The following is a 22,656-nucleotide window of genomic DNA, read 5'->3' on the forward strand; positions in this document are numbered from 1 at the left end:
GGTCATGGGCGGGCGCGGTCCCGGCGGAACGGCCCTTCTGGCCGCGCCATTGGCCTATCGCGGCGCCGGTTAACGCGCCCTTGCCACCGGCCCAGGTTGCGGAACCGGCCCTCGCTGGGCTACGCCGCTCCCATGCCGCATGACACCAGCGCCCCGCCCCAGCGCGAGGCGAGCACGCCCAGCGAACTGGCGGAGGCGGTCAAGGCGCTGGGCCGGGCCACCGTGCTGGTCGTCGGCGACGCCATGATGGACCGCTACGTCTACGGCCATGTCGGCCGCATCAGCCCCGAGGCGCCGGTGCCCGTGCTGTCGGTGGAGCGCGAGGTGGCGCTGCCGGGCGGCGCGGGCAACGTGGTCCGCAACCTCACCGCCCTGGGCTCCGCCGTCGCCTTCGTGTCCGTGGTGGGGGACGATGCCGCGGGCTCCGACCTCACCGGGCTGATCGGCGGGCAGCCGCGCGTCGAGCCCTGGCTGCTGGTGCAGGGCGGGCGGCTGACCACGGTGAAGACGCGCTTCCTCGCCGCCGGGCAGCACATGCTGCGCACGGATCACGAGCAGCCCTCGCCCATCCATCCGCGCCTTGCCGACCGCATGGTGAAGATTGCCTCGGACGCGGTGGCGGTGACGACGGTCCTGGTGCTGAGCGACTACCGCAAGGGTGTGCTGGCCGGCGACATCCCGGGGCGGCTGATCCAGGCGGCACGGGCGGCTGGGCGCCGCGTCGTCGTGGATCCCAAGGGCGGCGACCATGGCCGCTTCGCCGGGGCCGACCTCATCATCCCCGAGCCGGAGGAGCTGAGCCACGCCACCGGCCTGCCGGTGCGCGATGAGGCGAGCACCGCCGAGGCGGGGCGCGTGCTGATGGCGGCGCACGGCTTCGGCGCCGTGCTGGTGCCTCGTGGCGCCGAGGGTCTGACGCTGGTGCGCCCCGAGGGCGTGCTGCATTTCCGCGCCGAGGCCAATGAGGTGCACGATCCGGCCGGGGGCGGCGACGCGGTGGTGGCGGTGGTCTCGGCCGCGCTGGCCTCCGGCCTGTCGCTGGAGGCGGCGGCGCGCCTCGCCTCGCTGGCCCTGGGCATCGTGTCGCGCAAGTCGGGCATCGCCCTGGCGCGGGCGGATGAGCTGCTGGAAGGACTGACGCCCGGGCGCAGCGCGCTGCGCAAGCTCGTCTCCCTGCCGCTGGCGGTGGAGGTGGCGGAGCGCTGGCGCCATCGCGGCTGGCGCGTCGGCTTCCTCCACGCCGCGGAACCCTGCCCGACAGCGGTGACGGAGCAGGCTCGGCGCTGGTGCGACCGGCTGATGGTGGGCGTGGAGCGTGAGGATGAGGGCGCGGTCCTGCTGGCCGAGCGGCCGGAGGTGGACCTGATCACCGTGTGCGGCGCGCCGGGCGAGGAGATGCTGCGCCTCCTGCGCCCCGACATCATGGTGTCCTGCGCCTCGGATGAGGCGCTGGAGCGCATCCTCGGCGAATGGGGCGGGGAGCTTCGCCCCTCGCCCTGAAGGGGAAGGGGGTGGCCCCCTTCCCGTCCTTCTTCAGCTCTGCGCGTCGGGCGACAGCACGTTGCAGGCGCCGTTGCGCCGCAGCCGCTCGCAGGCCTGCTGGGCGTTGCTCTGGCTCAGCCCGGTCACGCGGGCGCGGAACAGGGTGGAGCGGCCGACCTGCACCGAGGTGACGGCGACCTGTCCGCCCGCCGTGCCCTGCGCGGCCTGCGCGGCGGCGCGCGCCTGGGTCGGGTTGTTGAAGGCGCCGACCTGTACCGCCCAGACCCCGCTGCTCGTGGCCACGGCTGGGCGGAAGCCGGCGGGCAGCGTGCCCGCCTGGGCGACGGAGATGAAGCCCAGCGTGCGCGGCGGCAAGGGCTGCGCGGTCGCAGGCGTCGGGGCGGGAGCCGGGGCGCGGCCGGTCACCCGCGCGGCAGGCGGCGGCAGCGGTGCCGCCGTCGGGGCGGTGAAGGAACCGCCCAGGGCGGCGGTCTGGTAGGGCGCCTCGGCGCGGGCATTGCTCTCCGCGAGGCGCGCAGCGCCCTCGGGCGTCGAGCCATCGGGGATCGGGTCCATGCGCGCCACGACGATGCGGCCGTCGGGCAGCACGTCGCCAGAGGGCGCCGAATAGGCGCTGGAGGATGCGGCATAGGTGCCGCCGCCGGCCTCGGCCGCCGCGCGGCCTTCCGCCTCCGCCAGGCGGATCGCGCCCTGGGGCGTCGAACCGTCGGGGATGGGCTCCATCGCCACCACACCGCCACGCGCCACGGGGGCCGGCGCGGCCGCCATCATGCGCGGGCCGGCGCTCGGCTCGGGATCGGGCAGGCGGGCGTATTGCGCGTTGCCCTCGCGGATCGCCTGCTGCTCAGCGATGGCGAAGCGGGTCGAGGCATCCATGCGGCGCGGCCCGGGCGGCACGCGCAGCGGGATTTCCGCTGCCGCATAGACCTCGGCCGGGGCACGGCGCACGGGCGAGGAGCGGATGACGCCGGGTCCGACGCGGGCGACGTAGTTGCGCGTCTCGGTCGGCAGGCCACGCGAGTTGTAAAGGTAATCCTCCAGCCGGCGCGGCCCGGCATTGTAGGCCGCCAGGAAGGCCGGCGAGCCGTAGAGGTCGTACATCTGCCGGATATAGGCGGTGCCGGCCATGATGCTGTCATAGGGATGGTAGGGGTCGTCGCCGAGGCCGTGCCGGGCCTGAAGCTCGCGGTAGGTGCCGGGCATGACCTGCATCAGCCCCATGGCGCCGACCGGCGAGGTGGCGGTGGCGCGGCCGCCGGATTCCTGGCGCATCACTTCGCGGATCCAGCGCTCCGGCACGTCGAAGCGGCGCGACGCCTCCCGGATATAGGGACCCCAGGGATCGGAAGATGGACCGGGTGGGTCGTAGGAGCGGCTCTGCGTGTAGCTCCCGGAGGAGCGTGTCGTCGGGGCCTGTCCCCCTCCGCTCCCACAAGCGGCCAGCAGGCCCAGCACGGCAAAGGTCGCCACCGGTCGGGCCACCGCCTTCGCGTTCCATCGGCGCATCGTCGAAATCCCCCTTCGTCGCGGCCGCCGCGTCCATCCGGTGTGCCAATTCCCCCTGGCATTCCGGCGCGTCGGCCCCCGGTCGCCCTTCCCGGGGACGACCACAAGCCCTGGACCCTAGACGCGCCCGGGGGGGCGAGTCCAGCGTCGGAGGCGCCCGGTCCAACAATCGCGTCTTTTCTGGGCTCTACGCCGCGCGGCGCCGGATGCAATAACCGGGAAGCCTCACCGATCTTCCGCGAGCGTATGGGCGACCAGCGCATTGGCGTGACCGTGGCCCAGGCCATCGGCCTGCTTTAGCCAGTTCACCAGCTCCATGTGGTTCCTGTCGGGATGGGCGCGGATCAGCGCCTTCCATTCGCTGATGGGCCGGCCGTACTTCTTCTCGATCGAGGGAAAATACGAGGCCGGGCCTTTGACGGGCGCATCTTCGCCGGGAGCAGGCATGGCATGTCCTTTCATCGGTGATCGGTTCACCGTCCCGCCGGTGGTTCAGCGGGCCAGCAGCGAGTTTGGGACGCCCACGTGCCGCGACGGCGTCACAGATCCTCCTGCACGATGGTGTCGCTGGGATGGATGCAGAGCAAGCGGAGGCGGCCTTCGCCGATATTGACGAAGCGGTGCGGGACATTGGCCGGGGCGACGACGATGTCGCCGGCCGAAGCCCGGCTCCGCTCGTTCCCGACCGAGAACTCAGCCTCGCCTTCACGCACCACCCAGGTTTCCGGGTAGGGGTGGCGGTGCAGGCGCGATCCCATGCCTGGTGCGCTGTCGGTCAGGAACATCGACACCGGCGCGCCGAACTCGCGGCCCTGGAAGCGAACGGTGCGGCTCTGCTCCGGCGCAACTTCGCGGTGCCGCCTCACGCGGATCATGCCCATCGGGATCTCCTGTTTGTCTCGGCGGGAAGATAATCGCCGGGATGATATCTTGACGTCAAGATAAATATCTTTGCGTCGAGATATGGCCGGCTGTCCCTGGAAAGCGGTATCTCCGGCATGTCCGAGAAGGCATTGGTGGAACGGTGAAGGACCACGTCGACAGGCTGCGCGAGCAATGGGCGAGGGAAATCCCCGACCTCGACACCGAGCCGATGGCGATCCTGGGCCGGGCCCTGCGCCTGACGCAGCTGCTGCGAAGCGGCATCGAGCAGGGCTTCGCGGAGTTCGGGCTGGATCGCGGCGAGTTCGACGTCATCGCGACCCTTCGCCGGGCCGGGCCACCCTACCGCCTCACGCCGACGGATCTGTATTCGACGCTGATGATCTCATCCGGAGGCCTGACCCACCGCCTCGGCCGCCTGGGGAAGGCGGGGCTCATTCGACGCGAGCAATCGCCCCACGATGGGCGGAGCGTTCATGTCACGCTGACCGATGCGGGCATCGCCCTGGCGGAAGAGGCCTTCCGCAAGGACATGGCGAGCGAGGCGAAGCATCTGGCGCATCTGACGTCCAAGGAGCGCAAGGCGCTCGCGGAACTCCTGCGGAAGCTCCTGTCAGGGGTGGAGAAGGAAACAGGCCCGGCGCGGTGACCTCCGATCAGCCGCGAATGGCGGCCAATCACAGGGCAGAGAGGCTGCGAGGGGTCCTGGCACCGGCCAGCGACAGGACGTAGAATCCGCGGCATGCCCGGGCCCTGACACCGGGCGCCATCCAAGGAAATCTCCATGCCGCGTCCGTCCTGCCTCTTGCTCCTGCCTGTCGCCCTCCTGGCGCTCTCCGCCGCGGCCTGCGCGCCGCAGGCGATGAACAGCACCATTCCCACCTATGCGGTCGGCCAGGTCGGGCGGCTGGAATACGGCACCATCGTCGGCGCGCGCCCGGTGAACCTCCAGGCGCCCAATACCGGCGTTGGCGCGGTGACCGGCGGCGTCGCGGGCGGCGTCATCGGCTCCACCATCGGCGGCGACTGGCGCGCCCGCGCGGTGGGCGGCGTATTGGGCGCGGCGCTGGGCGCCGCGGGCGGCACGCTGATCGAGGGTGCGGCCGGCGCTGGCTATGGCGTCGAGTTCGTGGTGCGCCTCGACCGCTCGGGCAGCGACGTCACCGTGGTGCAGACCAACGAGGAAGGCTTCCAGGTCGGCGAGCGCGTCGCCATCTCCCTGGGTGACCGCGCCCGGCTGATCCGCGCCGCCGGCCCTGCCCCCATGGCGCCGGCGCCCGTCTGGCGCTGAGCGGGCATTCCCGCCGGGGCGGCGAGGCCCTATCGTCCGCCGCCCCTGCTGGAGCCCGAACGCCGTGAACGCCGCCGACCCCGCCTTGCTCATCGACTCCACCGCCCGCGCCGCGCGCGCGGCGGCCACGAGCCTGGCGCGCGCCCCGGGCCCGGCGAAGGACGCGGCGCTGTGCGGGGCCGCCGCCGCCATCCGCGCCCAGACGGCGGAGATTCTTGCGGCCAACGCCGCCGACCTCGCCGCCGCAACCGGCCTGTCGGCAGCCTTCGCCGACCGGCTGACCCTGAACCCCGCGCGGGTGGAAGCGATGGCGAAAGGGCTGGAGGAGATCGCCGCCCTGCCCGATCCGGTCGGCCGCGTGCTGGCGGAATGGACGCGGCCCAATGGCCTCGTGATCCGCCGCGTCGCGCAGCCCCTGGGTGTGATCGGCATGATCTTCGAAAGCCGCCCCAACGTCACCGCCGATGCGGGCGGGCTGTGCCTCAAGGCCGGTTCCGCCGTGATCCTGCGTGGCGGCAGCGAGTCCGCGAATTCCGCCCGCGCCATCGCCGCCTGCCTGCGCGAGGGGCTGCGCGAAGCCGGACTTCCGGAGGATTCCATCCAGCTCGCCCCCACGCAGGACCGCGCGTTTGTCGGCGCCATGCTGGGCGCGGCGGGGCTCGTGGACCTCATCATCCCGCGCGGCGGCAAGGGGCTGGTGACGCGTGTGATGCGCGAGGCGCGCGTGCCCGTCCTCGCCCATGCCGAAGGGCTCTGCCACACCTTCGTCCACTCCGCCGCCGATCCGGAAATGGCGCGGCGTATCGTCGCCAATGCCAAGATGCGCCGCACGGGCATTTGCGGTGCGACGGAGACGCTTCTGGTGGACGTGCCTGTGGCGCAATCCCTGCTGCCCCTCCTGGTCTCCGACCTCGCGGCACTGAGTTGCCACTTCAAGGCCGATGCGCGCGCCCGCGCCGTCTGCCCTGAGCTTCCCGCGGCGACGGAGGAGGATTTCGCCACCGAATGGCTCGACGCCATGCTGAGCATCGCGGTGGTGGACGGGGTGGAGGGCGCGCTCGCGCATATCCGCCGCTTCGGCTCCGAACACACGGAGGCGATCATCACGGAGGATGCGGCAGCGGCTGAGCAATTCCTGGATGGGCTGGATTCCGCCGTGGGGCTGTGGAACGCCTCCACCCAGTTCTGCGATGGCGGCGAGTTCGGCTTCGGCGCGGAGATCGGCATCGCCACCGGCCGCATGCATGCGCGCGGCCCGGTGGGGCTGGAGCAGCTCTGCACCTATCGCTACCGCGTGACCGGAACGGGGCAGGTCCGGCCCTGACGCGCCCTTCCCTCCCATTCCCGCGCGCGGCAAGCTGCGCGCGGGAAACCGGAGGAACGTCCATGCGTCGTTTGCTTCTTGCCGCCGCCGCGCTCGCCTTCGCGCTGCCTGCCGCCGCTGCCTGCCCGGATGAGGCGGCGGTGCAGGACCTCGCGCGTTCGCTGCTGGCGAACCAGCCAGCGCAGCCGCTCGAAGGCATGACGGGCCTGCCCGACGGGCAGTGCGCGCAGGATCGGCTCGTCGCCATCCTGTCCCGCGAATGGGGGCGGCCGGTCGGCTACAAGGTCGGGCTGACCAACGCGGCGGCGCAGCAGCGCTTCGGCTTGGCGCATCCCATCACTGGGACCATCTACGAGGCGACGGTGCGGAACCGCTCGGGCGCCGAGTTGCCGGCGCGCTTCGGCTCCGTGCCGACGGTGGAGGCGGACCTCATCGTCCGCGTCTCCTCCGAGGCGATCAACGACGCGCGTGACCACATGGCGGTGCTGCGCGCCATCGACCAGGTGATCCCCTTCATCGAGATGCCGGACCTCGTGCTGGCGCAGGGCATGAACGGGCCGAACCTGCTGGCGATCAATGTCGGCGCGCGACTTGGCGTGGTGGGCGAGCCGATCCCGGTGGAAGCCAGCGAGGATTTCGCCCGCCGCCTCGGCGCCATGACCGTGGTGCTGGAGAATGGCGAGCGCGAGCTGGCGCGCGCCCCAGGCACCGCGCTGCTCGGCCACCCGCTGAACGTGCTGCCCTGGCTGGCGCAGGACCTGGCGAGCCGGGGGCGGAGGCTGCGCGTCGGCGACCTCGTCTCGCTCGGTGGCTTCTCGCCGGCGCTGCCGACAGAGGCGGGACGCACCTACACCGTTCGCTACGAGGGGCTGATGCCCCAGCCGGTGAGCGTGGTCGTGCGGACACGTTGAGGCGCATCGGGCTGCTGGGCGGGTCGTTCAACCCCGCCCATTCGGGGCATCGCCACGTCGCGGAGGTGGCGTTGCGCGCGGTGCGGCTCGATCAGGTGTGGCTGCTCGTCTCGCCGGGCAATCCGCTGAAGCCGCGCGCCGGCATGGCGCCCTTCGCCGAGCGCCTCGCCTCCGCGCGGCGCATCTCCAACGGCGCGCGCATCCTGGCGAGCGACGTGGAGCAGCGCCTGGGCACGCGCCACACGGTGAAGACACTGGCGCGGCTGCGGCAACGCTTCCCGCGCGAGGTCTTCGTGCTGGTGATCGGCGCCGACAACATGATCCAGCTGCCGCGTTGGCGCCGCTGGCGTGAGGTACTGCGCCTGGCCCCGCTGGCGGTGCTGCCCCGGCCGGGCTACACGCGCCGGGCGCTGCGCGGGCAGGTCGCCTCCGTCCTGCGGCACAGGCGACGCAAGCCGGCGCTTCTGCGCCAGGGCGGTGAATGGGCATTGGTGCCCGCCGCCGAGCGCAGCATTTCCGCCACCGCGATCCGCTCGGGCGCGTTAGGTTAGACACGAGGTCAGGGAGGCCGCATGGCGCGCAGCACCGACGATTCGAAGCCCCGCAGGCCGAGCGCATCGCGCGCGGCGAAGCCCGCGGCCGCGCCCGCCAAACAGGCCGGCGCCAGCCGGACGCCAGGCGGGTGGCCCAAGGCCGTCCAGGTGGCTTCCAGCCGGACGGCCACCGCCAAGGCCCCGGCCAAGCGCGCCGGCATGACCAAGACGGCCGCGAAGCCGGAGCGGGCGCGCATTGCCCCCACCACGGCCGATGTGCGTGCCGCCCCGCGCAGCCGCGCCGCGAAGCCAGAGGCGGCGAAATCTGCGGCGGCGAAGGGCAGCGCGGCCGCCTCCGTCACGGACACCAAGGCGGCCTCCGCCGCGGGGCCGCGCCCGCGCGCCGCGCGCCGCAAGGGTCCGCCCGCCGATCCGGGCCGGCTGGACCGCCTCGTCGCCGCCGCGGTGAAGAGCCTGGAGGATGACAAGGCCGAGGACGTGACGGTGCTGGACGTGACCGGCCGCGCTTCCTTCACCGACCGCATGGTCATCGCCACCGGCCTCGCCGACCGGCAGATCCAGGCCATGGCCGCGCATCTGGACGAGGCGCTGGGCAAGGAAGGGCTGAAGCTGCGCAAGGACGCAGTGCAGGCAAGCGAGGACTGGGTGCTGATCGACGCGGGCGACCTCGTCATCCACCTGTTCAAGCCGGAAGCGCGGCTGGTCTACGACCTCGAGAAGATGTGGGGCCCCGACTCCCCGCTCGGCGAGGCGGGTCCGGGCGAGGTGTCGCCGATCTGAAGGCACGTCTTCTCGCGGTCGGGCGGTTCAAGGGCGGGGCGGAGGCGGCGCTCTTCGCGCAATACAATGGGCGGCTGCGTCCGCCCCTCGCCTTGCAGGAATTCCCGGAAGGGCGCGGCGCGCCGGCCGAGATCCGCGCGCGGGAAGCGCAAGCCATCCTCGCCGCCCTGCCGCCGCGCGCCCTGCTGGTGGCGCTGGATCTGGGCGGGCAGGCGCCGTCCTCTGAGGCGCTGGCGCGGCTCTGTGCCCGCTGGGAGGAAAGCGCGCGGCCGATCTGCTTCGCCATTGGTGGCGCGGAGGGGCTGGACCCTTCGGTGACCGGTCAGGCGGAGGCGGTGCTGTCGCTCGGCCCGCTGACGTGGCCACATCTGCTGGTGCGGGCGCTGTTGGCGGAGCAGCTGTTCCGCGCGCAATGCATCCGGACCAACCACCCTTATCACCGGGAATGGCGGCCGGGCGGATGAAGCCTTCTCTAAAAAGAAGCGCTCCGGCCTAAGGGGGGAAGGCCGGAGCGCCGAAACCTGAAACCTAAGGGGGAAGGGTTCAGGCGTTCTTGCGGCGCAGCATGCCGAGGCCGAGCAGGCCGGCGCCGAGCAGGGCGAGACCTGCGGGGGCGGGCACCGGGACGTTCGGGGTCCCAAGGGAGATCCCGAAGAAGGTCTCGTTGCCGGCTTGGGCGCCGGTGAGCGTGGCGGCCAGGCCGATGCGGTTGGTGCCCGTGGCGAAGAAGGGCTGGGCGGCGGCCGCCTGCTGCTGGTCGAGCTTGAAGGCGAAGCCCGAGTTGCCGGTGCCCTGGGCGGTGGTGGGGAAGTCCACCTGCGAGAAGGCGCCCGAGTTCCACAGGGCGGTGCCGTTGGCGCTGTAGATGGTGAGCACCAGGTTCGTCAGCGTGATGCCGTTATTGCCACTGTTGACGCCGGGCTCAGCCGCGTTCAGCACGATGCGCAGGTCGGCCGCGGTGATGGGGGTGAGGCTGCTGAGGGCCACCGTCTGCGTCTGCGAGTTGCCGGTCTTGGCGTCGCCCGTGATGACGTCCTGGGTGCCGTTCCAGCTGACGGAACCCTGCTCGGTCCCATTCTTCTGCACGGTGAGGATGGTCTCGACGGCGCCGATGCCGGTGCCCTGCAGATCAATCACGCTGTCGAACACAAGCGCGGCCTGCGAGGGCAGTGCGACAGAGCAGGCCAAGACAGCTGCACAGGCGGTAGTCTTCAGAACATTCATTGCGTGTCTCCCGAGTGTGCTGGCAGACCCTCAGGTACCGGGCTGCGCAGTGTGGATTGATCCACGCCTTTTGCAAGCAAGAGCTGTGCCAACATCAAGAATGCTGGATTTTCAGGAGTTTGCGATCGTTGCGCTGTCGATCCGGGAAAGGGTGTAAAGCAAATCGACTCATTCCCTTGAATAATGTTTATCCAGCATTGTTATGCTATTTTTTGGTGATAATCCTAATAAAGAGACTTAACGGGTGATCGCTTCCATGGGAGCCGGTCCGGCCTGACACCTGTATCCCGGCAAGCGGAGCGTCGCGTCCGCAAGTCTCGTCCTTTGAGGAGCGGCCCAACAAAGCGAATGCATGCGACATCCCCAAGGTCCGGCCGGACCTTGGAGACCGATCTTCAGAAGAGATAGATGGCGTCCCGCCACGCCGAAGCGCGGCGGTGGCAGACCTTCAGCCCATCCACTCCTCGATCAGATCGCGGATTTCCTCGGGCGACAATAGATCGGCCCGGTTCTCATCCTCGGCAGCGTCGCAATGGGGCAGGGTTTCGGGAGAAAGGGCGCTTTTCACGTCTTGCTTATCCGGCATGTTCTATCGAACCGCCCCAACGGGAGAGGCTCGGACCCAGTTGCACGCGCCCTTCCGGGCAGGCGCGGATTTCGGTAATGCGGCGCCAGACGTCCCGCCTGGAGGAAACCCAGTTCATGAACCGCCGTCTCGTCCTGGGCGCCGCTGCCGCGGCCGCCCCCGCCGCCCTCCTGGCGGCCCCCGCCGTCGCCCAGACCCATCCCGAGGTGCGCTGGCGCTTCCAGTCCTCCTTCCCCCGCAACCTCGACGTGCTCTACGGCACGGCGGAGCGGATCGGTAACCGCGTCGCGGCGCTGACCGAGAACCGCTTCCGCATCACGCCCTTCCCGGCCGGAGAGATCGTGCCTGGACTGCAGGTGCTGGACGCGGTGCAGAACGGCACCATCGAGTGCGGCCACACCGCCTCCTACTGGTATATCGGCAAGGAGCCGGGCTTCGCCTTCTTCACCGCCATTCCCTTCGGCCTCAACACCCGCCAGCTCACCGCTTGGCTACGCCATGGCGGCGGTAATCAGTTCGCCGACCAGCTCTTCGCAGAATACAACATCGTCGGCTTCCCGGCGGGCGACACGGGCGCGCAGATGGGCGGCTGGTTCCGCAACGAGATCCGCTCGCTGCAGGACGTGCAGGGGCTGAAGTTCCGCATCTCCGGCCTGGCCGGGCGCGTCTTTCAGGCGATGGGCGCCGCGCCGCAGCTCACCGCGCCCGCCGACATCTACCCGGCGCTGGAGCGCGGCGTGATCGATGGGACGGAGTTCACCGGCCCGCACGATGACGAGCGCCTGGGCTTCTTCCGCGTGGCGCGCTTCTACTACGCGCCCGGCTGGTTCGAGCCCTCGGCGCGGCTGCACATGATGACCAATCGCCGTGCCTACGAGGCGCTGCCGCAGCTCTACAAGGATGCTCTGCAGATCGCCTGCGCCGAGGCGGATAGCGAGATGGTGAGCCGCTACGACCACCTGCACCCGCAGGCGCTGCGCCGCCTCGTCGCCGCGGGCGCGCAGCTGCGCTTCTATCCGCGCGAGGTGATGCAGGCCGCCTGGCGCGCCAACGAGGCGCTGATGGCGGAGCTCGCCGGGCAGAACCAGCGCTTCCGCACCATTTGGGAAAGCTACCGCCCCTACCGGTCGGAGCTATTCCAGTGGTTCCGCGTGGCTGAGAATTCCTTCGACAACTTCGCCTTCGCCGCCACCGCCCAGGGTGGCTGAACGGAGAGGCTAACAGGGACGGATCTCCCTTTCGGGTCGCAACGGGAAAGCCGCGCCAGCCCTGGCGCGGCTTTCTGCGTTAGGCCCCCAGCGTCGGCTTTCTCTGCCGGGTTACGCGGAATGGAGATGTGTATGTTCCAAAAGCTTTGCATGGCGGCTGGCCTCGCCGCGCTTCTCGGCACCACGGCCTGCACCAATCCCTATAGCGAAGGCCAGCGTGCGGCCGGCGGTGGTCTGATCGGCGCGGGTGCGGGTGCTGCGATCGGTGGTCTGGCTGGTGGCGGTTCGGGTGCTGCGATTGGTGCGGTGACAGGCGGCGCGGTGGGCGCAGCTACGGGCGTGCTGACCACGCCGCAGCGCCGCTACTGATGAGATGCGGGGCCGCTCCGGCGGTCCCGCCGCACGCCGGCCCTGAGGCGGAGCGGCATCATCGAAAAGGGTGGTGACGCGGGCCGCCAGGCATATCGGGGTGCAGTGCGCCAGATCGCTGGAGAGTGAGAGGGCAGCGACGGCAGGCCCGCGTCCGACACAATAATGTCACAACGCGGGTTCCGGTTGCATCAACCTTGTTCCATCCTCCCGCGATGCAGCACGCCCCTCCCGCCACGATCCGCGAAGCCTCACCCCTGGGCCGCGTGCTGGCGATTGAGCGCGCCACGCTGAACGCCATCCCGGCGCCGCGCCAGCGCTTCCTGGGGCCGTTGATCCTGCGCGCCTTCCACGGCGGGACAGGTCGCGCCAACGCTGCCATGGCCCTTGCGCCCGAGGATGTTTCCGATCCGCTGGTGATGCTGGAGGAGGTGCGACGCTTCTACGATGCGCTCGGTATCCGGCCGCGCCTGCGCTCCACGCCGCTCGACCCGCCCGGCCTGAGCGAAGCGGCGCGGGCTGCGGGGTGGCGGGACTATGACGAATCGCTGGTGCTGCACGGCTCACTTTCCCCGATCGCGCAACAGGAGGCGGCGTTGGAGGTGCTGACGACGCCTGAAGAACGCTGGATGGCGGTGCTGGCGACCGCGGAGCATCAGGTCGAGGCGCGGCGGCGCGAGAAGCGCGAGGGTGCGGCTCTGATGGCCGTCCCCTGCGCCTGGCTGCTGCTGGAGGACGCCGCCAGCCTCTTCGTGGTGGCGGACGGGCCGCTCTGCGGAATCTTCGACTTGGCGGTGCGTCCCGAGGCAAGGCGACGGGGCTTGGCACGGCGCATCGTGGCGGCTGGGGCAGACTGGGCGCTGCGGCAGGGCTGCACCCATGGCTACCTGCAGGTGAGCGCGACGAATCACGCGTCACTCGCGCTCAACACCGGAATGGGTTTCGGGGAAAGCCACCGCTACCGGTATCTTTCCCCCAGATAGCCGCTTCGGCCGAAGCCGGAAATTTTACGGCAGAAGGATGGTCGAGCCGGTGGTCTTTCGCGCCTCCAGGTCGCGATGGGACTGGGCGGCCTCGCGCAGCGGGTAGCGCTGGTTGATGGCGATCTTCACCGCGCCGGATCCCACGACGTCGAACACATCCTGCGCCGAGGCGACGAGATCCTCGCGCTTCGCCGTGTAGGTGGCCAGCGTCGGGCGGGTGAGGAAGAGCGATCCCTTGGCAGCCAGGATGCCGATATCCACCGGCGGCACGGGACCGGAGGCATTGCCGAAGGACACCATGACGCCGAAGGGCGCGAGGCAGTCGAGCGACGGGACGAAGGTGTCACGCCCGACGCTGTCATAGACCACGGGCAGCATGGCGCCGCCGGTGATGCGCTTCACCGCTGCCGGCAGGTCCTCGCCCGCCATCACCACGTGGTCGGCGCCATTGGCGCGTGCCAGTTCGGCCTTCGCTTCGGTGGAAACGGTGCCGATCACAGTGCAGCCCAGATGCTTCGCCCACTGGCACATGATGAGGCCGACGCCACCCGCCGCCGCATGGACCAGGATCGTCTCGCCCGCCTTCACCCGATAGGTGGAGCGCAGCAGGTACTGCGCCGTCATGCCCTGGAGCATGAGGGCCGCGGCCTGCTCGAAGCTGATATTGTCGGGCAGCTTCACGAGGCGGTCCGCCTTCAGCGTCCGCGCCTCCGCATAGGCGCCGATCGGGCCGGTGGCATAGGCGACGCGGTCGCCGACCGCGACCTCTGTGACGCCCTCACCCACGGCCTCGACCACGCCCGCGGCTTCCATGCCGATTGTCGCCGGCAGGGCGGGCGCCTTGTAGAGGCCGGTGCGGAAATACACGTCAATGTAGTTCAGCCCAACGGCGTGGTGGCGCACCAGCGCCTCGCCCGGCTTGGGATGAGGGAGCGGCACCTCGTCCCACTGCATCTGCTCGGGGCCGCCATATTCGTGAATGCGGATCGCGTGGATCATGCCGGGGTTCCCCGTGTGAAGGACAAGGATTGGGCCTCCAGGGCCAAGAGAAATCGTTTGGTATCCAACCCACCTTCCCCGGAATAGCCCCCCGCGCTGCCATCTGCGGCGATGACGCGGTGGCAGGGGATGAGGATGGGAATGGGGTTGCGCCCATTGGCTTGGCCGACCGCGCGTGGGACCGAGCCGACCTCGCGTGCGATCTCCAGATAGGAGCGGGTGGTGCCGGGCGGGATGCGGCACAGGGCCGCCCAGACGCGGCGCTGGAAGGCGGTGCCATGTGGCGCTAGGGGCAGCTGGAAGCTCGTGCGCTCGCCGTCGAAATATTCGTGCAACTGCTCGCGCGCCGCTTCCAGCAAGGGCGTGGCCTCCTGGTCGCGGCCACGGCCCCAGTCGAGCGCAACGATGGCGCCCTCCTCCTCCGTGACCGTGATCTCGCCAAGCGGGGTATGGAGCGAGAGCTGTGGCATGGGGAAGGATGCAGCACCCACGCTCATCGGGCGTCAAGCCGGAGGAACACGGAGGCGGGGCTGGGCGGAACGCGCCACGCCGCTTAGATCGGGGCATGGACCACGCCGACCCGCCCCCCTACTTCCGCGCCCATGTCTTCGTCTGCTGCAACCGCCGGCCCGATGGCCATAAGCGGGGAAGCTGCGCCGCGAAGGGCAGCGAAGCTTTGCGCGACTACATGAAGGCGCGAGCCAAGGAGCTGGGGCTGAAGGATGTGCGGGTGAACCAAGCGGGCTGCCTGGATCGCTGCGAGTTCGGTCCCACCATGGTCATCTACCCAGAAGGTGTCTGGTATCAGGTCCGCACCCGCGAGGAGGTGGACGAGGTGCTGGAGGCGCATCTGGTGAAGGGTGGACGCGTGCCGCGTCTGATGCTGACGGAGAAGCATGTCGCCTGACACCGTCTTCGCCCTAGCCTCCGGCGCGGGGAGGGCAGCGGTGGCGGTGCTGCGGATCTCCGGCACGCGCAGCGCGGCGATGCTCGAGGCGCTGGCTGGACGCCTGCCATCGCCCCGCGTGGCGACGCTGCGACGGCTGCGTCATGGTGGAGAAGTGCTGGACCGGGCGCTGGTGCTCTGGTTCCCCGGGCCGGGTTCCTTCACCGGAGAGGATTCCGCCGAGTTGCACCTGCATGGCGGGCCGGCGGTCGTGGCGGCGGTGTCCGACGCCCTCGCCGATCTCGGCGCCCGGCCGGCAGAGCCTGGGGAGTTCACGCGACGCGCCTTCCTGCATGGAAAGCTCGACCTGACGGCGGCCGAGGGCATCGCGGATCTGGTCCATGCCGAGACGGAGGCACAGCGTCGCCAGGCACTGCGTCAGGCGGAGGGCGCATTGGCAGCGCGGGAAACCGCCTGGACCGCGCGGCTGCTGCGCCTGCTGGCGCGCCAGGAAGCCTTCATCGAGTTCGAGGACGAAGATCTGCCTCACGACCTGGACGCCCAGGTGTGGGCAGAGGCAGAGGCGCTGCGGAACGAGCTGGAGGCCTCCCTGGCTGCTTCTGCGCGGGACGAAAGGCTGCGCGAGGGTCTGTCCATCGCCATCCTCGGCGCGCCCAATGCCGGCAAGTCGTCGCTCCTGAATGCGCTGGCGGGGCACGAGGCCGCGATCGTTTCCGCGCGTGCTGGGACTACGCGCGACGTGGTGGAAGTGCGGCTGGTGCTGGGCGGGGTTCCCGTTACCTTGGCCGATACGGCCGGCTTGCGCGAAGCGGCGGACGAGATCGAGGCGGAGGGAGTGCGCCGTGCCCTCGCACGGGCGGAGCGGGCCGCGCTTCGCCTGCTGGTCTTCGCGGCCGACGCCGCCCCGGACGCCGCCACGCTGGCTCTGCGCGATGAGGGAACGTTGCTGGTGGGCAGCAAGAGCGACCTCGGCCCGCCTGCCGTTCCTGGCACCTTACCCGTCTCCACGGCCACGGGCGAAGGGCTGGGCCTGCTGCGTGCTGCGCTGGAGCGGGAGGCAGTGCGCTTGGCAGGGATGAGCGAAATGGCGGGGCTGACGCGCCCGCGCCACCGCGCTGCGATCGGCGAGGCGGTGTCCTGGCTTGGCCAACTGGAGACTGCGCCTCTGCCTGAGTTGCGCGCGGAAGCCCTGCGCGCTGCGCTGCGTGCCCTGTCGCGGCTCACGGGCCGCATGGACGTGGAAGCGGTGCTGGATCAAGTCTTCGGCGAGTTCTGTATCGGCAAGTGAATGTGCTAGACGCCGCGCCATGTTCGATGCGGCGTATGACGTGGTGGTGATTGGCGGGGGGCATGCGGGCTGCGAGGCCGCCGCTGCCGCCGCGCGCTGCGGCGCCCGGACCCTGCTGCTGACGCATGATCTCGCTCGGCTGGGCGAGATGTCCTGCAATCCGGCGATTGGGGGCATCGGCAAGGGACATCTGGTGCGCGAGGTGGATGCGCTGGATGGGCTGATGGGCCGCGCAGCCGATGCGGCCGGCATCCATTTCAAGCTGCTCAACCGTTCCAAGGGGCCAGCGGTGCGCGGGCCGCGCGCTCAGGCGGACCGCGCGCTGTACCGCGATGCCATCCAGGCGTTGCTGGCGACGCAGGACGGGCTGGTCTGCGAGGCCGACGCGGCGGAGGACCTGATCCTGCGCGATGGCCACATCGAGGGGGTGGCGACGGCCTCGGGACGGCGCATCCGCTGTGGCGCCGTCGTCATCACGACTGGCACCTTCCTGCGCGGCGTGATCCATGTCGGGACGAAGCGCATTCCCGCGGGGCGCGTGGATGAAGCGCCCTCGATCGGGCTCGCGCTGACGCTGGAGCGGCTTGGGCTGCCGCTAGGTCGCCTCAAGACCGGGACCCCGCCGCGGCTGGATGGGCGCACAATCGACTGGGCCGCGCTGGAGCGGCAGGAGGGCGACGCGGTGCCGGAGCCCCTGTCCGTCCTCACGGAGCGCATCAGCAACCCGCAGGTCGTGTGTGGTATCACCCATACCAACCCGCGCACCCACGCCATCATCCGCGAGCACCTGCATCTTTCCGCCGTCTATGGCGGGCGCATTGAGGGAGTTGGCCCGCGCTACTGCCCATCGGTCGAGGACAAGGTGGTGCGCTTCGCTGAGAAGGAACGGCACCAGATCTTCCTGGAGCCCGAGGGTCTCGAAGACCCGACCGTCTATCCCAACGGCATCTCCACCAGCCTGCCCGAAGTAGTGCAGGCCGCGATGATCGCGAGCATGGCGGGACTGGAGCGCGCGGTGATCCTGCGCCCCGGCTACGCCATTGAGTACGACCATGTGGACCCTCGCGCTCTGTATCCGTCGCTGGAGTGCCGCAGCCTCGCCGGCCTGTTCTTGGCCGGGCAAATCAACGGCACGACGGGGTATGAGGAGGCGGCGGTGCAGGGTCTGCTCGCGGGTGTGAATGCCGCGCACCGCGCCGGTGGGGCTGCGGAACTCCCGGCCGTCCTTTCGCGCGGAGAGGCCTATGCGGGCGTGATGGTAGATGACCTGACGCTGCACGGCGTGAGCGAGCCTTACCGCATGCTGACGGCACGCGCGGAACACCGTCTGGCGCTGCGCGCCGACAACGCGGCGATGCGCCTGTCGCACCTTGGCGAGGCCTGGGGCTGCATTGGCCCTGAACGGCGCGCAGCACACCATCAGTTTGCAGCAGCGTGTGCGGCGGCCCTGGCTCGGGCGCGGCATGAGGGGGCAACCCCGGCGCAATTCGCTTCCGCTGGCGCTATGGTGAACCAGGACGGGCGCCGCCGCAGCGCGCTGGAGGTGCTGGCACTGCCCGGGGTGGAACCCAATGCGGCGGAGCGCGTCTTCCCCTGGCTTCGAGATCTGGACGGCCGCGTTCGCGCTTGGCTGGAGGCAGAGGCGCTCTACGCCCCTTACCTGGAGCGCCAGGAGCAGGAGCGGCAGTGGCTGGCGAGGGAGGAGCGGACGTCGATTCCCACGGGCCTCGACTTTGCTTCGGTGCCCGGACTGTCACGCGAAATGCAGGACCGGCTGAGCCGTGCCCGGCCAGACACGCTGGGCAGGGCTGGCCGCCTCCCGGGCATCACTCCGGCCGCCTTGGCCGCCCTGGCGGTACACCTTCGTCGACAGGGGGCTGTTTCACGTGAAACGGCTTGAAGGCGTTTCACGTGAAACAGAGGAGGCGCTGGAAGCCTATGAGGCCCTAATCCGGGAATGGAACCCGCGCATCAACCTCGTCAGTCCACGTGACCTTCCCGCCCTGCGCGCGCGCCATATCGAGGATTGCCTCCAGCTTCCGCCTCTGCTGCCGGCTGAAGGGCCGGCAGCCGACCTGGGCTCAGGCGGCGGCCTGCCTGGCATCGTCATCGCATTGCTGCGAGCAGCGCCATTACATCTGGTGGAGTCGGATCGGCGCAAGGCAGCCTTCCTGCTGGAAGCGACGCGGCGCCTCAACCTTCCGCATGTCACGGTTCACCCCGCGCGGATTGAAGCTGTCCAGCTGCCTCCGCTCGCCGCCGTGGCCGCCCGTGCCCTGGCGCCGCTCCCTGAGCTGCTGAACTACGCCCATCGTCTCCTCGCGCCCGGTGGCGTTGCGGTCTTCCCCAAGGGCCGCAATGTCGATGCGGAGTTGACGGAGGCCGCGCGGCACTGGTTCATGCGCGTGGAGCGGTTCCCGAGCCGCGCCGCGCCCGACTCCGTCCTCCTCCGCCTCAGCGAGATCCGCCCTGCCGGTGCCTGACCCGAAACCCTGCCGAATCCTCGCCCTCGCCAACCAGAAGGGGGGCGTGGGCAAGACCACCACGGCGGTGAACCTCGCCGCTGCCCTTGCGCTGCGCCACAAGGTGCTGCTGCTCGACCTCGACCCGCAGGGCAATGCCTCCACGGGGCTTGGCCTGCCGCGCTCGGATCGCGCGCCGGGCAGCCACGCGCTGCTGACGGAAGGCCGCCCGCTGGCCGAGGTGACGCGCCGCACCGCCATCGCAAACCTCTTGATCGTCCCCGCCGATCCTGACCTCGCGGGAGCTGAGCTGGAACTGGCCGACATGGAGGGGCGCGAGGCGCGGCTGCGCCGCGCGATCACCTCCGGAACAGAGGCGCTGCGCGGCGTCGAGTGGGTGCTGCTTGATTGCCCGCCCTCGCTCGGTCTTCTCACCCTCAACGCGCTGGTCGCCGCTGATTCCGTGCTTGTTCCGCTCCAGACCGAGTTCTACGCGCTGGAAGGCGTGTCGCAGATCGTGCAGACGCTGGAGCGCGTGCGGCGCGGCTTCAACGCTGCGCTGCGGCTGGAAGGGATCGTGCTGACCATGTTCGATCGCCGCAACAACCTCTCCGAGGCCGTGGCGGGCGACGTGCGCGGCGTGTTCGGTGAGCAGGTCTTCGACACGGTGATCCCGCGCAATGTCCGCGTCTCCGAGGCGCCATCGCATGGCATGCCGGTGACGCTCTACGACCCACGCTCTCCGGGCGCGGAAGCCTATGCCAAGCTGGCGACGGAACTGGTGCGCCGCCACCGGTCGCGCCTCAAGCAGGGGGCGCCCGCATGAGCCAGAAGCCGCGCGGTCTCGGCAAGGGCCTCCAGGCCCTCTTGGGAGAAGCCGCCTCCGCCGTCGCCGCCACGCCCGGCACCGGGCTGCGCAACCTGCCCGTTTCGGCGATGGAGCCAGGGCCGTTCCAGCCGCGCGAGGCGATGGATGAAGCGGCGCTGGAAGAACTCGCCGCCTCCATGCGCGAGCATGGCGTCCTCCAGCCCATCCTCGTCCGCCCCTCCAAGGGAGACCCGTCGCGCTTCCAGATCATCGGTGGCGAGCGGCGCTGGCGGGCGGCACAGCGTGCCGGGCTGCACGAGGTTCCGGCCCTGGTGCGCGACTTCTCCGACCGCGAGGCGATGGCGGCGGGCTTGGTCGAGAACCTGCAACGCCAGGATCTGAACGCGCTGGAGGAGGCGGAAGGCTACGGCCGCCTGACGCAGCAATTCGGCCTGACGCAGGAAGCCCTGGCGAAGATCGTCGGCAAGAGCCGCCCGCATGTCGCCAACACGCTGCGCCTGCTCAACCTGCCGGAGCGCGTGCGCGACCTCCTGCGCGACGGTGCGATCACCGCCGGCCATGCCCGCGCCCTGCTCACGGCGCGCGATCCGGAGGCGCTGGCCCTGGCGGTGGTGGATCGTGGCCTGAACGTGCGCCAGGCCGAGGCGCTGGCCGCGGCGCGGGAGCTTCCGCCGCGCGCGCCGCGTGCCGAGCCGGATGCCGAGACGCGCCGGCTGGAACGCGACATCTCCGCGCGGCTTGGCTTGAAGGTCAGCATCCGCCACGGCGGCAAGGGTGGGCAGGTCGTGCTTTCCTACCGCGACCTCGACCAGCTCGACGGGATCGTGCGTCTCCTCACTCCCTGATGGAGGCGTGCACCATGTTGCTCAGCCGCTCCATGCGGGCAGTGTGGAATTCCTCGTCCGCACGGGTGTTGGAGAGGAAGGCGAAGGACACGCCAGAATCCGGATCGCCCCAGCAATAGGACGAGCCGACGCCGCCATGGCCGAAGCTGTCTGGGTGCGCCAGCGTGCCGATGCCGCGGATATGGGCCGTGGTGCCGCGCAGATGCGGCCCAAGCCCGCGATGCATCGGGATGCCGTTGTATTCGTCCACCCGGTCGCCCGTGCGGTTCTTGAGCGCATACTGGACCACGCGGCGCGACAGGATGGGTGCACCGCCCGCCAGCAGGCACTGGTAGAAGGCGGCCATGGCCCGCGCCGTGCCATAGCCGCCGCCGCCGGGGACCCCCGCCTTGCGATGCGCCGCGCCACATTCGGGTTGGCGCGGCGACCCGTCCGGATCGTGCATGTCCGCGGCGCGGCCCTGTTCGCGATCCGGCAGGCCAACGAATAACTCCCGCTCCAGCCCCAGCGGCGCGATGAGGCGGCGTCGCAGGAAGTCGCGATGGTCCTCCCCCGTGACGGCACGGATCACCGCCGCTGCGACCCAATGCGCCGAAGCGGGATGGTAGCGCACGCGTGACCCCGGCTCCCACTCCAGAGGAAAGGCGCAGACGGTGCGGCGCAGCGCCTCGGGATCTTCCCAGCATTCCTCGGGGATAACGGCGGAGGGGAAGCCCGCTTGGTGCGTCAGCAACTGGAGAAAGGTGATGCCGCCCTTGCCCTCGGCCTCGAAGCCCGGCAGGTACCGCGCGACAGGGTCGGTGAGGGAGATCATCCCCTCCTCTGCCAGCGCCCAGAGTCCTGCGGCCGTCACCACCTTGGTGTTGGAATAGAGCAGCCACAGGGTCTCGGGCGTCGCAGCGCGGCCCTTCGCGGCCTCGCCGAAGTTGCGGAACAGCGCGATCTTGCCGTGGCGTGCCACCGCCAGCTGCGCGCCGGGATGCCGCCCCTCCGCGATGTCGGCCTCCACGCGCTGGCACATCCGCTCCAGCCGTAATGCATCCAGCCCCACAGCCTCTGGCGTGGTTTCGGGGAGGGGAAAATCCATGGGCGCTTCCTTCCTGCTTGCCTGCATCAGGCCAGGAGGCGCTAGGCTGGACAAGAGCAGGCAAGACCGGCTCCAATCAACGACGCGAAATCGCTGTTTCCTTCCGGAGGATTCCACAAGACAATGCGTGCAAATCGCCGAACGCTCCTTGCCCTGCCTGCCCTGGGCCTGACCGCAACCGCCGCGCGGGCGCAATCCACCTTTCCGGATCGCGCGGTGCGCTACATCGTGCCCTTCACTCCGGCTGGCCTCACCGACATCATGGCGCGCCTCGTCGCGCAGCGCCTGGGCGAGGCCTGGGGCAAGCCAGTGGTGGTGGAGAACCGGGCCGGGGGCAACGCCCTGATCGGGGCCGATGCCGCCGCCAAGTCGCCGCCGGACGGGCACACGCTGCTCGCCATCACCCTCACCCACGCGGTGAACGTGTCGCTCTTCCCCAACGCGCCCTACCGGCTGGAGCAGGATTTCGTCCCGGTGTCGCTGCTGGGCTCGCTGCCGCTGGTCGTCGTGGTGAACAGCAACTCCCCGCTGCGGACCCTGCCCGACTTCCTCCAGCATGTCCGCACGCGGCAGACCAATGCCGGCTCCTCCGGCAATGGCTCGCCGCCGCATCTGGGGCTGGAGCTCGTGCGCCGCGTTGCCGAAGCGGGCAGCAACATCACCCACGTGCCCTATCGCGGTGGTGCGCCGGGCGTCACCGACCTCGTCGCCGGCAATCTCGACTTCATGGTGTCCAACCTCCCGGAATGCCTGGCGCAGATCCAGTCGGGGCGGCTGCGCGGCCTCGCCATCACCGGGGCGGAGCGCCACCGCCTCGTTCCCGACATCCCGCATGTCGCGGAAGCCGGCGCGCCCGGCCTCGCTATGAGCAACTGGACGGCCATGCTGACCAACAGCGCCGTGCCGCGCCCGGTCCTGCGGGAGATCGAGCGCGCCACCCTGGCCGCGATCCGTGACCCGGACACCAAGCGCCGCGCCGAGGAGGGTGGGTTCGACGTGCTCGGCTGGGACAGCGACCGTTCCAAGACCTTCCTGTCGGAAGAGGTTCAGCGCTGGTCGCGGCTCGTGCGCGAGGCCGGGATTCGCGTGGACGCGTGACGCTGGACGCGGGCCGGCAT

Annotated in this window: 26 protein-coding genes; 18 read left to right on the forward strand and 8 right to left on the reverse strand. The window is 70.4% G+C overall.

The features are described from left to right. The first annotated feature begins 132 nt into the window (after positions 1-132). Entirely contained in the window at positions 133-1,500 is a 1,368-nt protein-coding gene (locus JTJ31_RS12245; RefSeq protein WP_207538956.1) for a bifunctional heptose 7-phosphate kinase/heptose 1-phosphate adenyltransferase, read from the forward strand. A gap of 33 nt (positions 1,501-1,533) precedes the next feature. Here JTJ31_RS12245 and JTJ31_RS12250 read toward each other — a convergent pair whose 3' ends face one another. The 3 genes from JTJ31_RS12250 to JTJ31_RS12260 form a co-directional block, all read right to left on the reverse strand. Then, a complete protein-coding gene (locus JTJ31_RS12250) occupies positions 1,534-3,009 on the reverse strand; it encodes a lytic transglycosylase domain-containing protein (protein ID WP_207538957.1) in 1,476 nt (491 codons plus the stop codon). Between the two features lie 225 nt (positions 3,010-3,234). Next, positions 3,235-3,456, reverse strand: a complete 222-nt coding sequence (locus JTJ31_RS12255; RefSeq protein ID WP_207538958.1) for a DUF4287 domain-containing protein — start codon at positions 3,454-3,456, stop codon at positions 3,235-3,237. 92 nt (positions 3,457-3,548) lie between these two features. After that, the gene (locus tag JTJ31_RS12260) at positions 3,549-3,890 is read right to left on the reverse strand and encodes a cupin domain-containing protein (protein ID WP_207538959.1); all 342 of its coding nucleotides are present in this window, start codon (positions 3,888-3,890) and stop codon (positions 3,549-3,551) included. 143 nt (positions 3,891-4,033) lie between these two features. Here JTJ31_RS12260 and JTJ31_RS12265 point away from each other — a divergent pair, with 143 nt between their 5' ends. From JTJ31_RS12265 to JTJ31_RS12285, 5 genes are all read left to right on the forward strand, one after another. After that, positions 4,034-4,540, forward strand: coding sequence for a MarR family winged helix-turn-helix transcriptional regulator (locus tag JTJ31_RS12265; RefSeq protein ID WP_328805725.1), 507 nt, complete (start codon positions 4,034-4,036; stop codon positions 4,538-4,540). A 135-nt stretch (positions 4,541-4,675) separates the two neighbouring features. Next, complete coding sequence (locus JTJ31_RS12270) at positions 4,676-5,182, forward strand: glycine zipper 2TM domain-containing protein (RefSeq protein WP_236020134.1); 507 nt, start codon at positions 4,676-4,678, stop codon at positions 5,180-5,182. 64 nt (positions 5,183-5,246) lie between these two features. Further along, a complete protein-coding gene (locus JTJ31_RS12275) occupies positions 5,247-6,506 on the forward strand; it encodes a glutamate-5-semialdehyde dehydrogenase (protein ID WP_328805726.1) in 1,260 nt (419 codons plus the stop codon). 62 nt (positions 6,507-6,568) lie between these two features. Beyond that, on the forward strand, positions 6,569-7,417 hold the full coding sequence (locus JTJ31_RS12280; protein WP_207538960.1) for a 2-keto-4-pentenoate hydratase: 849 nt from the start codon (positions 6,569-6,571) through the stop codon (positions 7,415-7,417). Continuing rightward, entirely contained in the window at positions 7,414-7,968 is a 555-nt protein-coding gene (locus JTJ31_RS12285) for a nicotinate-nucleotide adenylyltransferase (protein ID WP_236020135.1), read from the forward strand. The genes JTJ31_RS12280 and JTJ31_RS12285 overlap by 4 nt, the downstream gene beginning before the upstream one ends. An 8-nt stretch (positions 7,969-7,976) precedes the next feature. Here JTJ31_RS12285 and JTJ31_RS12290 read toward each other — a convergent pair whose 3' ends face one another. Further along, positions 7,977-8,147: a hypothetical protein gene (locus JTJ31_RS12290; RefSeq protein WP_207538961.1), complete on the reverse strand. Its 171-nt coding sequence runs from the start codon at positions 8,145-8,147 to the stop codon at positions 7,977-7,979. Positions 8,148-8,169: 22 nt separating this feature from the next. On the opposite strand from JTJ31_RS12290, the gene rsfS reads away from it, so the two are divergent. Both rsfS and JTJ31_RS12300 read left to right on the forward strand, forming a co-directional pair. After that, entirely contained in the window at positions 8,170-8,751 is a 582-nt protein-coding gene (rsfS, locus tag JTJ31_RS12295; RefSeq protein ID WP_207538962.1) for a ribosome silencing factor, read from the forward strand. Continuing rightward, entirely contained in the window at positions 8,748-9,215 is a 468-nt protein-coding gene (locus JTJ31_RS12300) for a 23S rRNA (pseudouridine(1915)-N(3))-methyltransferase RlmH (protein ID WP_236020155.1), read from the forward strand. The genes rsfS and JTJ31_RS12300 overlap by 4 nt, the downstream gene beginning before the upstream one ends. Positions 9,216-9,294: 79 nt before the next feature. Here JTJ31_RS12300 and JTJ31_RS12305 read toward each other — a convergent pair whose 3' ends face one another. Beyond that, entirely contained in the window at positions 9,295-9,975 is a 681-nt protein-coding gene (locus tag JTJ31_RS12305; protein WP_207538964.1) for a PEP-CTERM sorting domain-containing protein, read from the reverse strand. A gap of 702 nt (positions 9,976-10,677) precedes the next feature. Here JTJ31_RS12305 and JTJ31_RS12310 point away from each other — a divergent pair. The 3 genes from JTJ31_RS12310 (at position 10,678) to JTJ31_RS12320 (ending at position 13,121) form a co-directional block, all read left to right on the forward strand. Further along, positions 10,678-11,769, forward strand: a complete 1,092-nt coding sequence (locus JTJ31_RS12310) for a TRAP transporter substrate-binding protein (RefSeq protein WP_207538965.1) — start codon at positions 10,678-10,680, stop codon at positions 11,767-11,769. A 132-nt stretch (positions 11,770-11,901) separates the two neighbouring features. Continuing rightward, a complete protein-coding gene (locus JTJ31_RS12315) occupies positions 11,902-12,138 on the forward strand; it encodes a YMGG-like glycine zipper-containing protein (protein ID WP_236020136.1) in 237 nt (78 codons plus the stop codon). Positions 12,139-12,335: 197 nt separating this feature from the next. Next, positions 12,336-13,121, forward strand: coding sequence for a GNAT family N-acetyltransferase (locus JTJ31_RS12320; RefSeq protein WP_207538966.1), 786 nt, complete (start codon positions 12,336-12,338; stop codon positions 13,119-13,121). Positions 13,122-13,145: 24 nt separating this feature from the next. Here the strand turns inward: JTJ31_RS12320 and JTJ31_RS12325 are convergent, their stop codons facing one another. Beyond that, a complete protein-coding gene (locus tag JTJ31_RS12325; RefSeq protein ID WP_207538967.1) occupies positions 13,146-14,120 on the reverse strand; it encodes a quinone oxidoreductase family protein in 975 nt (324 codons plus the stop codon). Next, on the reverse strand, positions 14,117-14,590 hold the full coding sequence (locus JTJ31_RS12330) for a methylated-DNA--[protein]-cysteine S-methyltransferase (RefSeq protein WP_207538968.1): 474 nt from the start codon (positions 14,588-14,590) through the stop codon (positions 14,117-14,119). The genes JTJ31_RS12325 and JTJ31_RS12330 overlap by 4 nt, the downstream gene beginning before the upstream one ends. A 95-nt stretch (positions 14,591-14,685) precedes the next feature. Between JTJ31_RS12330 and JTJ31_RS12335 the strand changes: the two genes are divergently transcribed. Genes JTJ31_RS12335 through JTJ31_RS12360 form a run of 6 tightly spaced genes read left to right on the forward strand, consistent with a single transcriptional unit; the run spans position 14,686 to position 20,451 of the window. Continuing rightward, positions 14,686-15,027 carry a (2Fe-2S) ferredoxin domain-containing protein gene (locus JTJ31_RS12335; protein WP_207538969.1) on the forward strand — a complete coding sequence of 114 codons (342 nt, stop codon included), beginning with the start codon at positions 14,686-14,688 and terminating at the stop codon, positions 15,025-15,027. Beyond that, positions 15,017-16,315: a tRNA uridine-5-carboxymethylaminomethyl(34) synthesis GTPase MnmE gene (gene mnmE, locus JTJ31_RS12340; RefSeq protein ID WP_207538970.1), complete on the forward strand. Its 1,299-nt coding sequence runs from the start codon at positions 15,017-15,019 to the stop codon at positions 16,313-16,315. The genes JTJ31_RS12335 and mnmE overlap by 11 nt, the downstream gene beginning before the upstream one ends. 19 nt (positions 16,316-16,334) lie before the next feature. Continuing rightward, on the forward strand, positions 16,335-18,215 hold the full coding sequence (gene mnmG / locus JTJ31_RS12345) for a tRNA uridine-5-carboxymethylaminomethyl(34) synthesis enzyme MnmG (protein WP_207538971.1): 1,881 nt from the start codon (positions 16,335-16,337) through the stop codon (positions 18,213-18,215). Beyond that, entirely contained in the window at positions 18,202-18,798 is a 597-nt protein-coding gene (gene rsmG / locus JTJ31_RS12350) for a 16S rRNA (guanine(527)-N(7))-methyltransferase RsmG (RefSeq protein WP_207538972.1), read from the forward strand. The genes mnmG and rsmG overlap by 14 nt, the downstream gene beginning before the upstream one ends. Positions 18,799-18,844: 46 nt before the next feature. Then, positions 18,845-19,603: a ParA family protein gene (locus JTJ31_RS12355; RefSeq protein ID WP_408015410.1), complete on the forward strand. Its 759-nt coding sequence runs from the start codon at positions 18,845-18,847 to the stop codon at positions 19,601-19,603. Beyond that, on the forward strand, positions 19,600-20,451 hold the full coding sequence (locus tag JTJ31_RS12360; protein ID WP_207538973.1) for a ParB/RepB/Spo0J family partition protein: 852 nt from the start codon (positions 19,600-19,602) through the stop codon (positions 20,449-20,451). The genes JTJ31_RS12355 and JTJ31_RS12360 overlap by 4 nt, the downstream gene beginning before the upstream one ends. Here JTJ31_RS12360 and JTJ31_RS12365 read toward each other — a convergent pair. Continuing rightward, positions 20,441-21,538 (reverse strand): serine hydrolase domain-containing protein, encoded by a 1,098-nt coding sequence (locus JTJ31_RS12365; RefSeq protein WP_207538974.1) that lies wholly within the window; start codon positions 21,536-21,538, stop codon positions 20,441-20,443. The two genes, JTJ31_RS12360 and JTJ31_RS12365, sit on opposite strands and share 11 nt — an antisense overlap. A 123-nt stretch (positions 21,539-21,661) precedes the next feature. On the opposite strand from JTJ31_RS12365, the gene JTJ31_RS12370 reads away from it, so the two are divergent. Further along, positions 21,662-22,636: a Bug family tripartite tricarboxylate transporter substrate binding protein gene (locus JTJ31_RS12370; RefSeq protein WP_207538975.1), complete on the forward strand. Its 975-nt coding sequence runs from the start codon at positions 21,662-21,664 to the stop codon at positions 22,634-22,636. The last annotated feature ends 20 nt before the right edge of the window (positions 22,637-22,656 follow it).

It is taken from the genome of Sabulicella rubraurantiaca (assembly GCF_017355885.1).
Lineage (GTDB): Bacteria > Pseudomonadota > Alphaproteobacteria > Acetobacterales > Acetobacteraceae > Roseococcus > Roseococcus rubraurantiacus.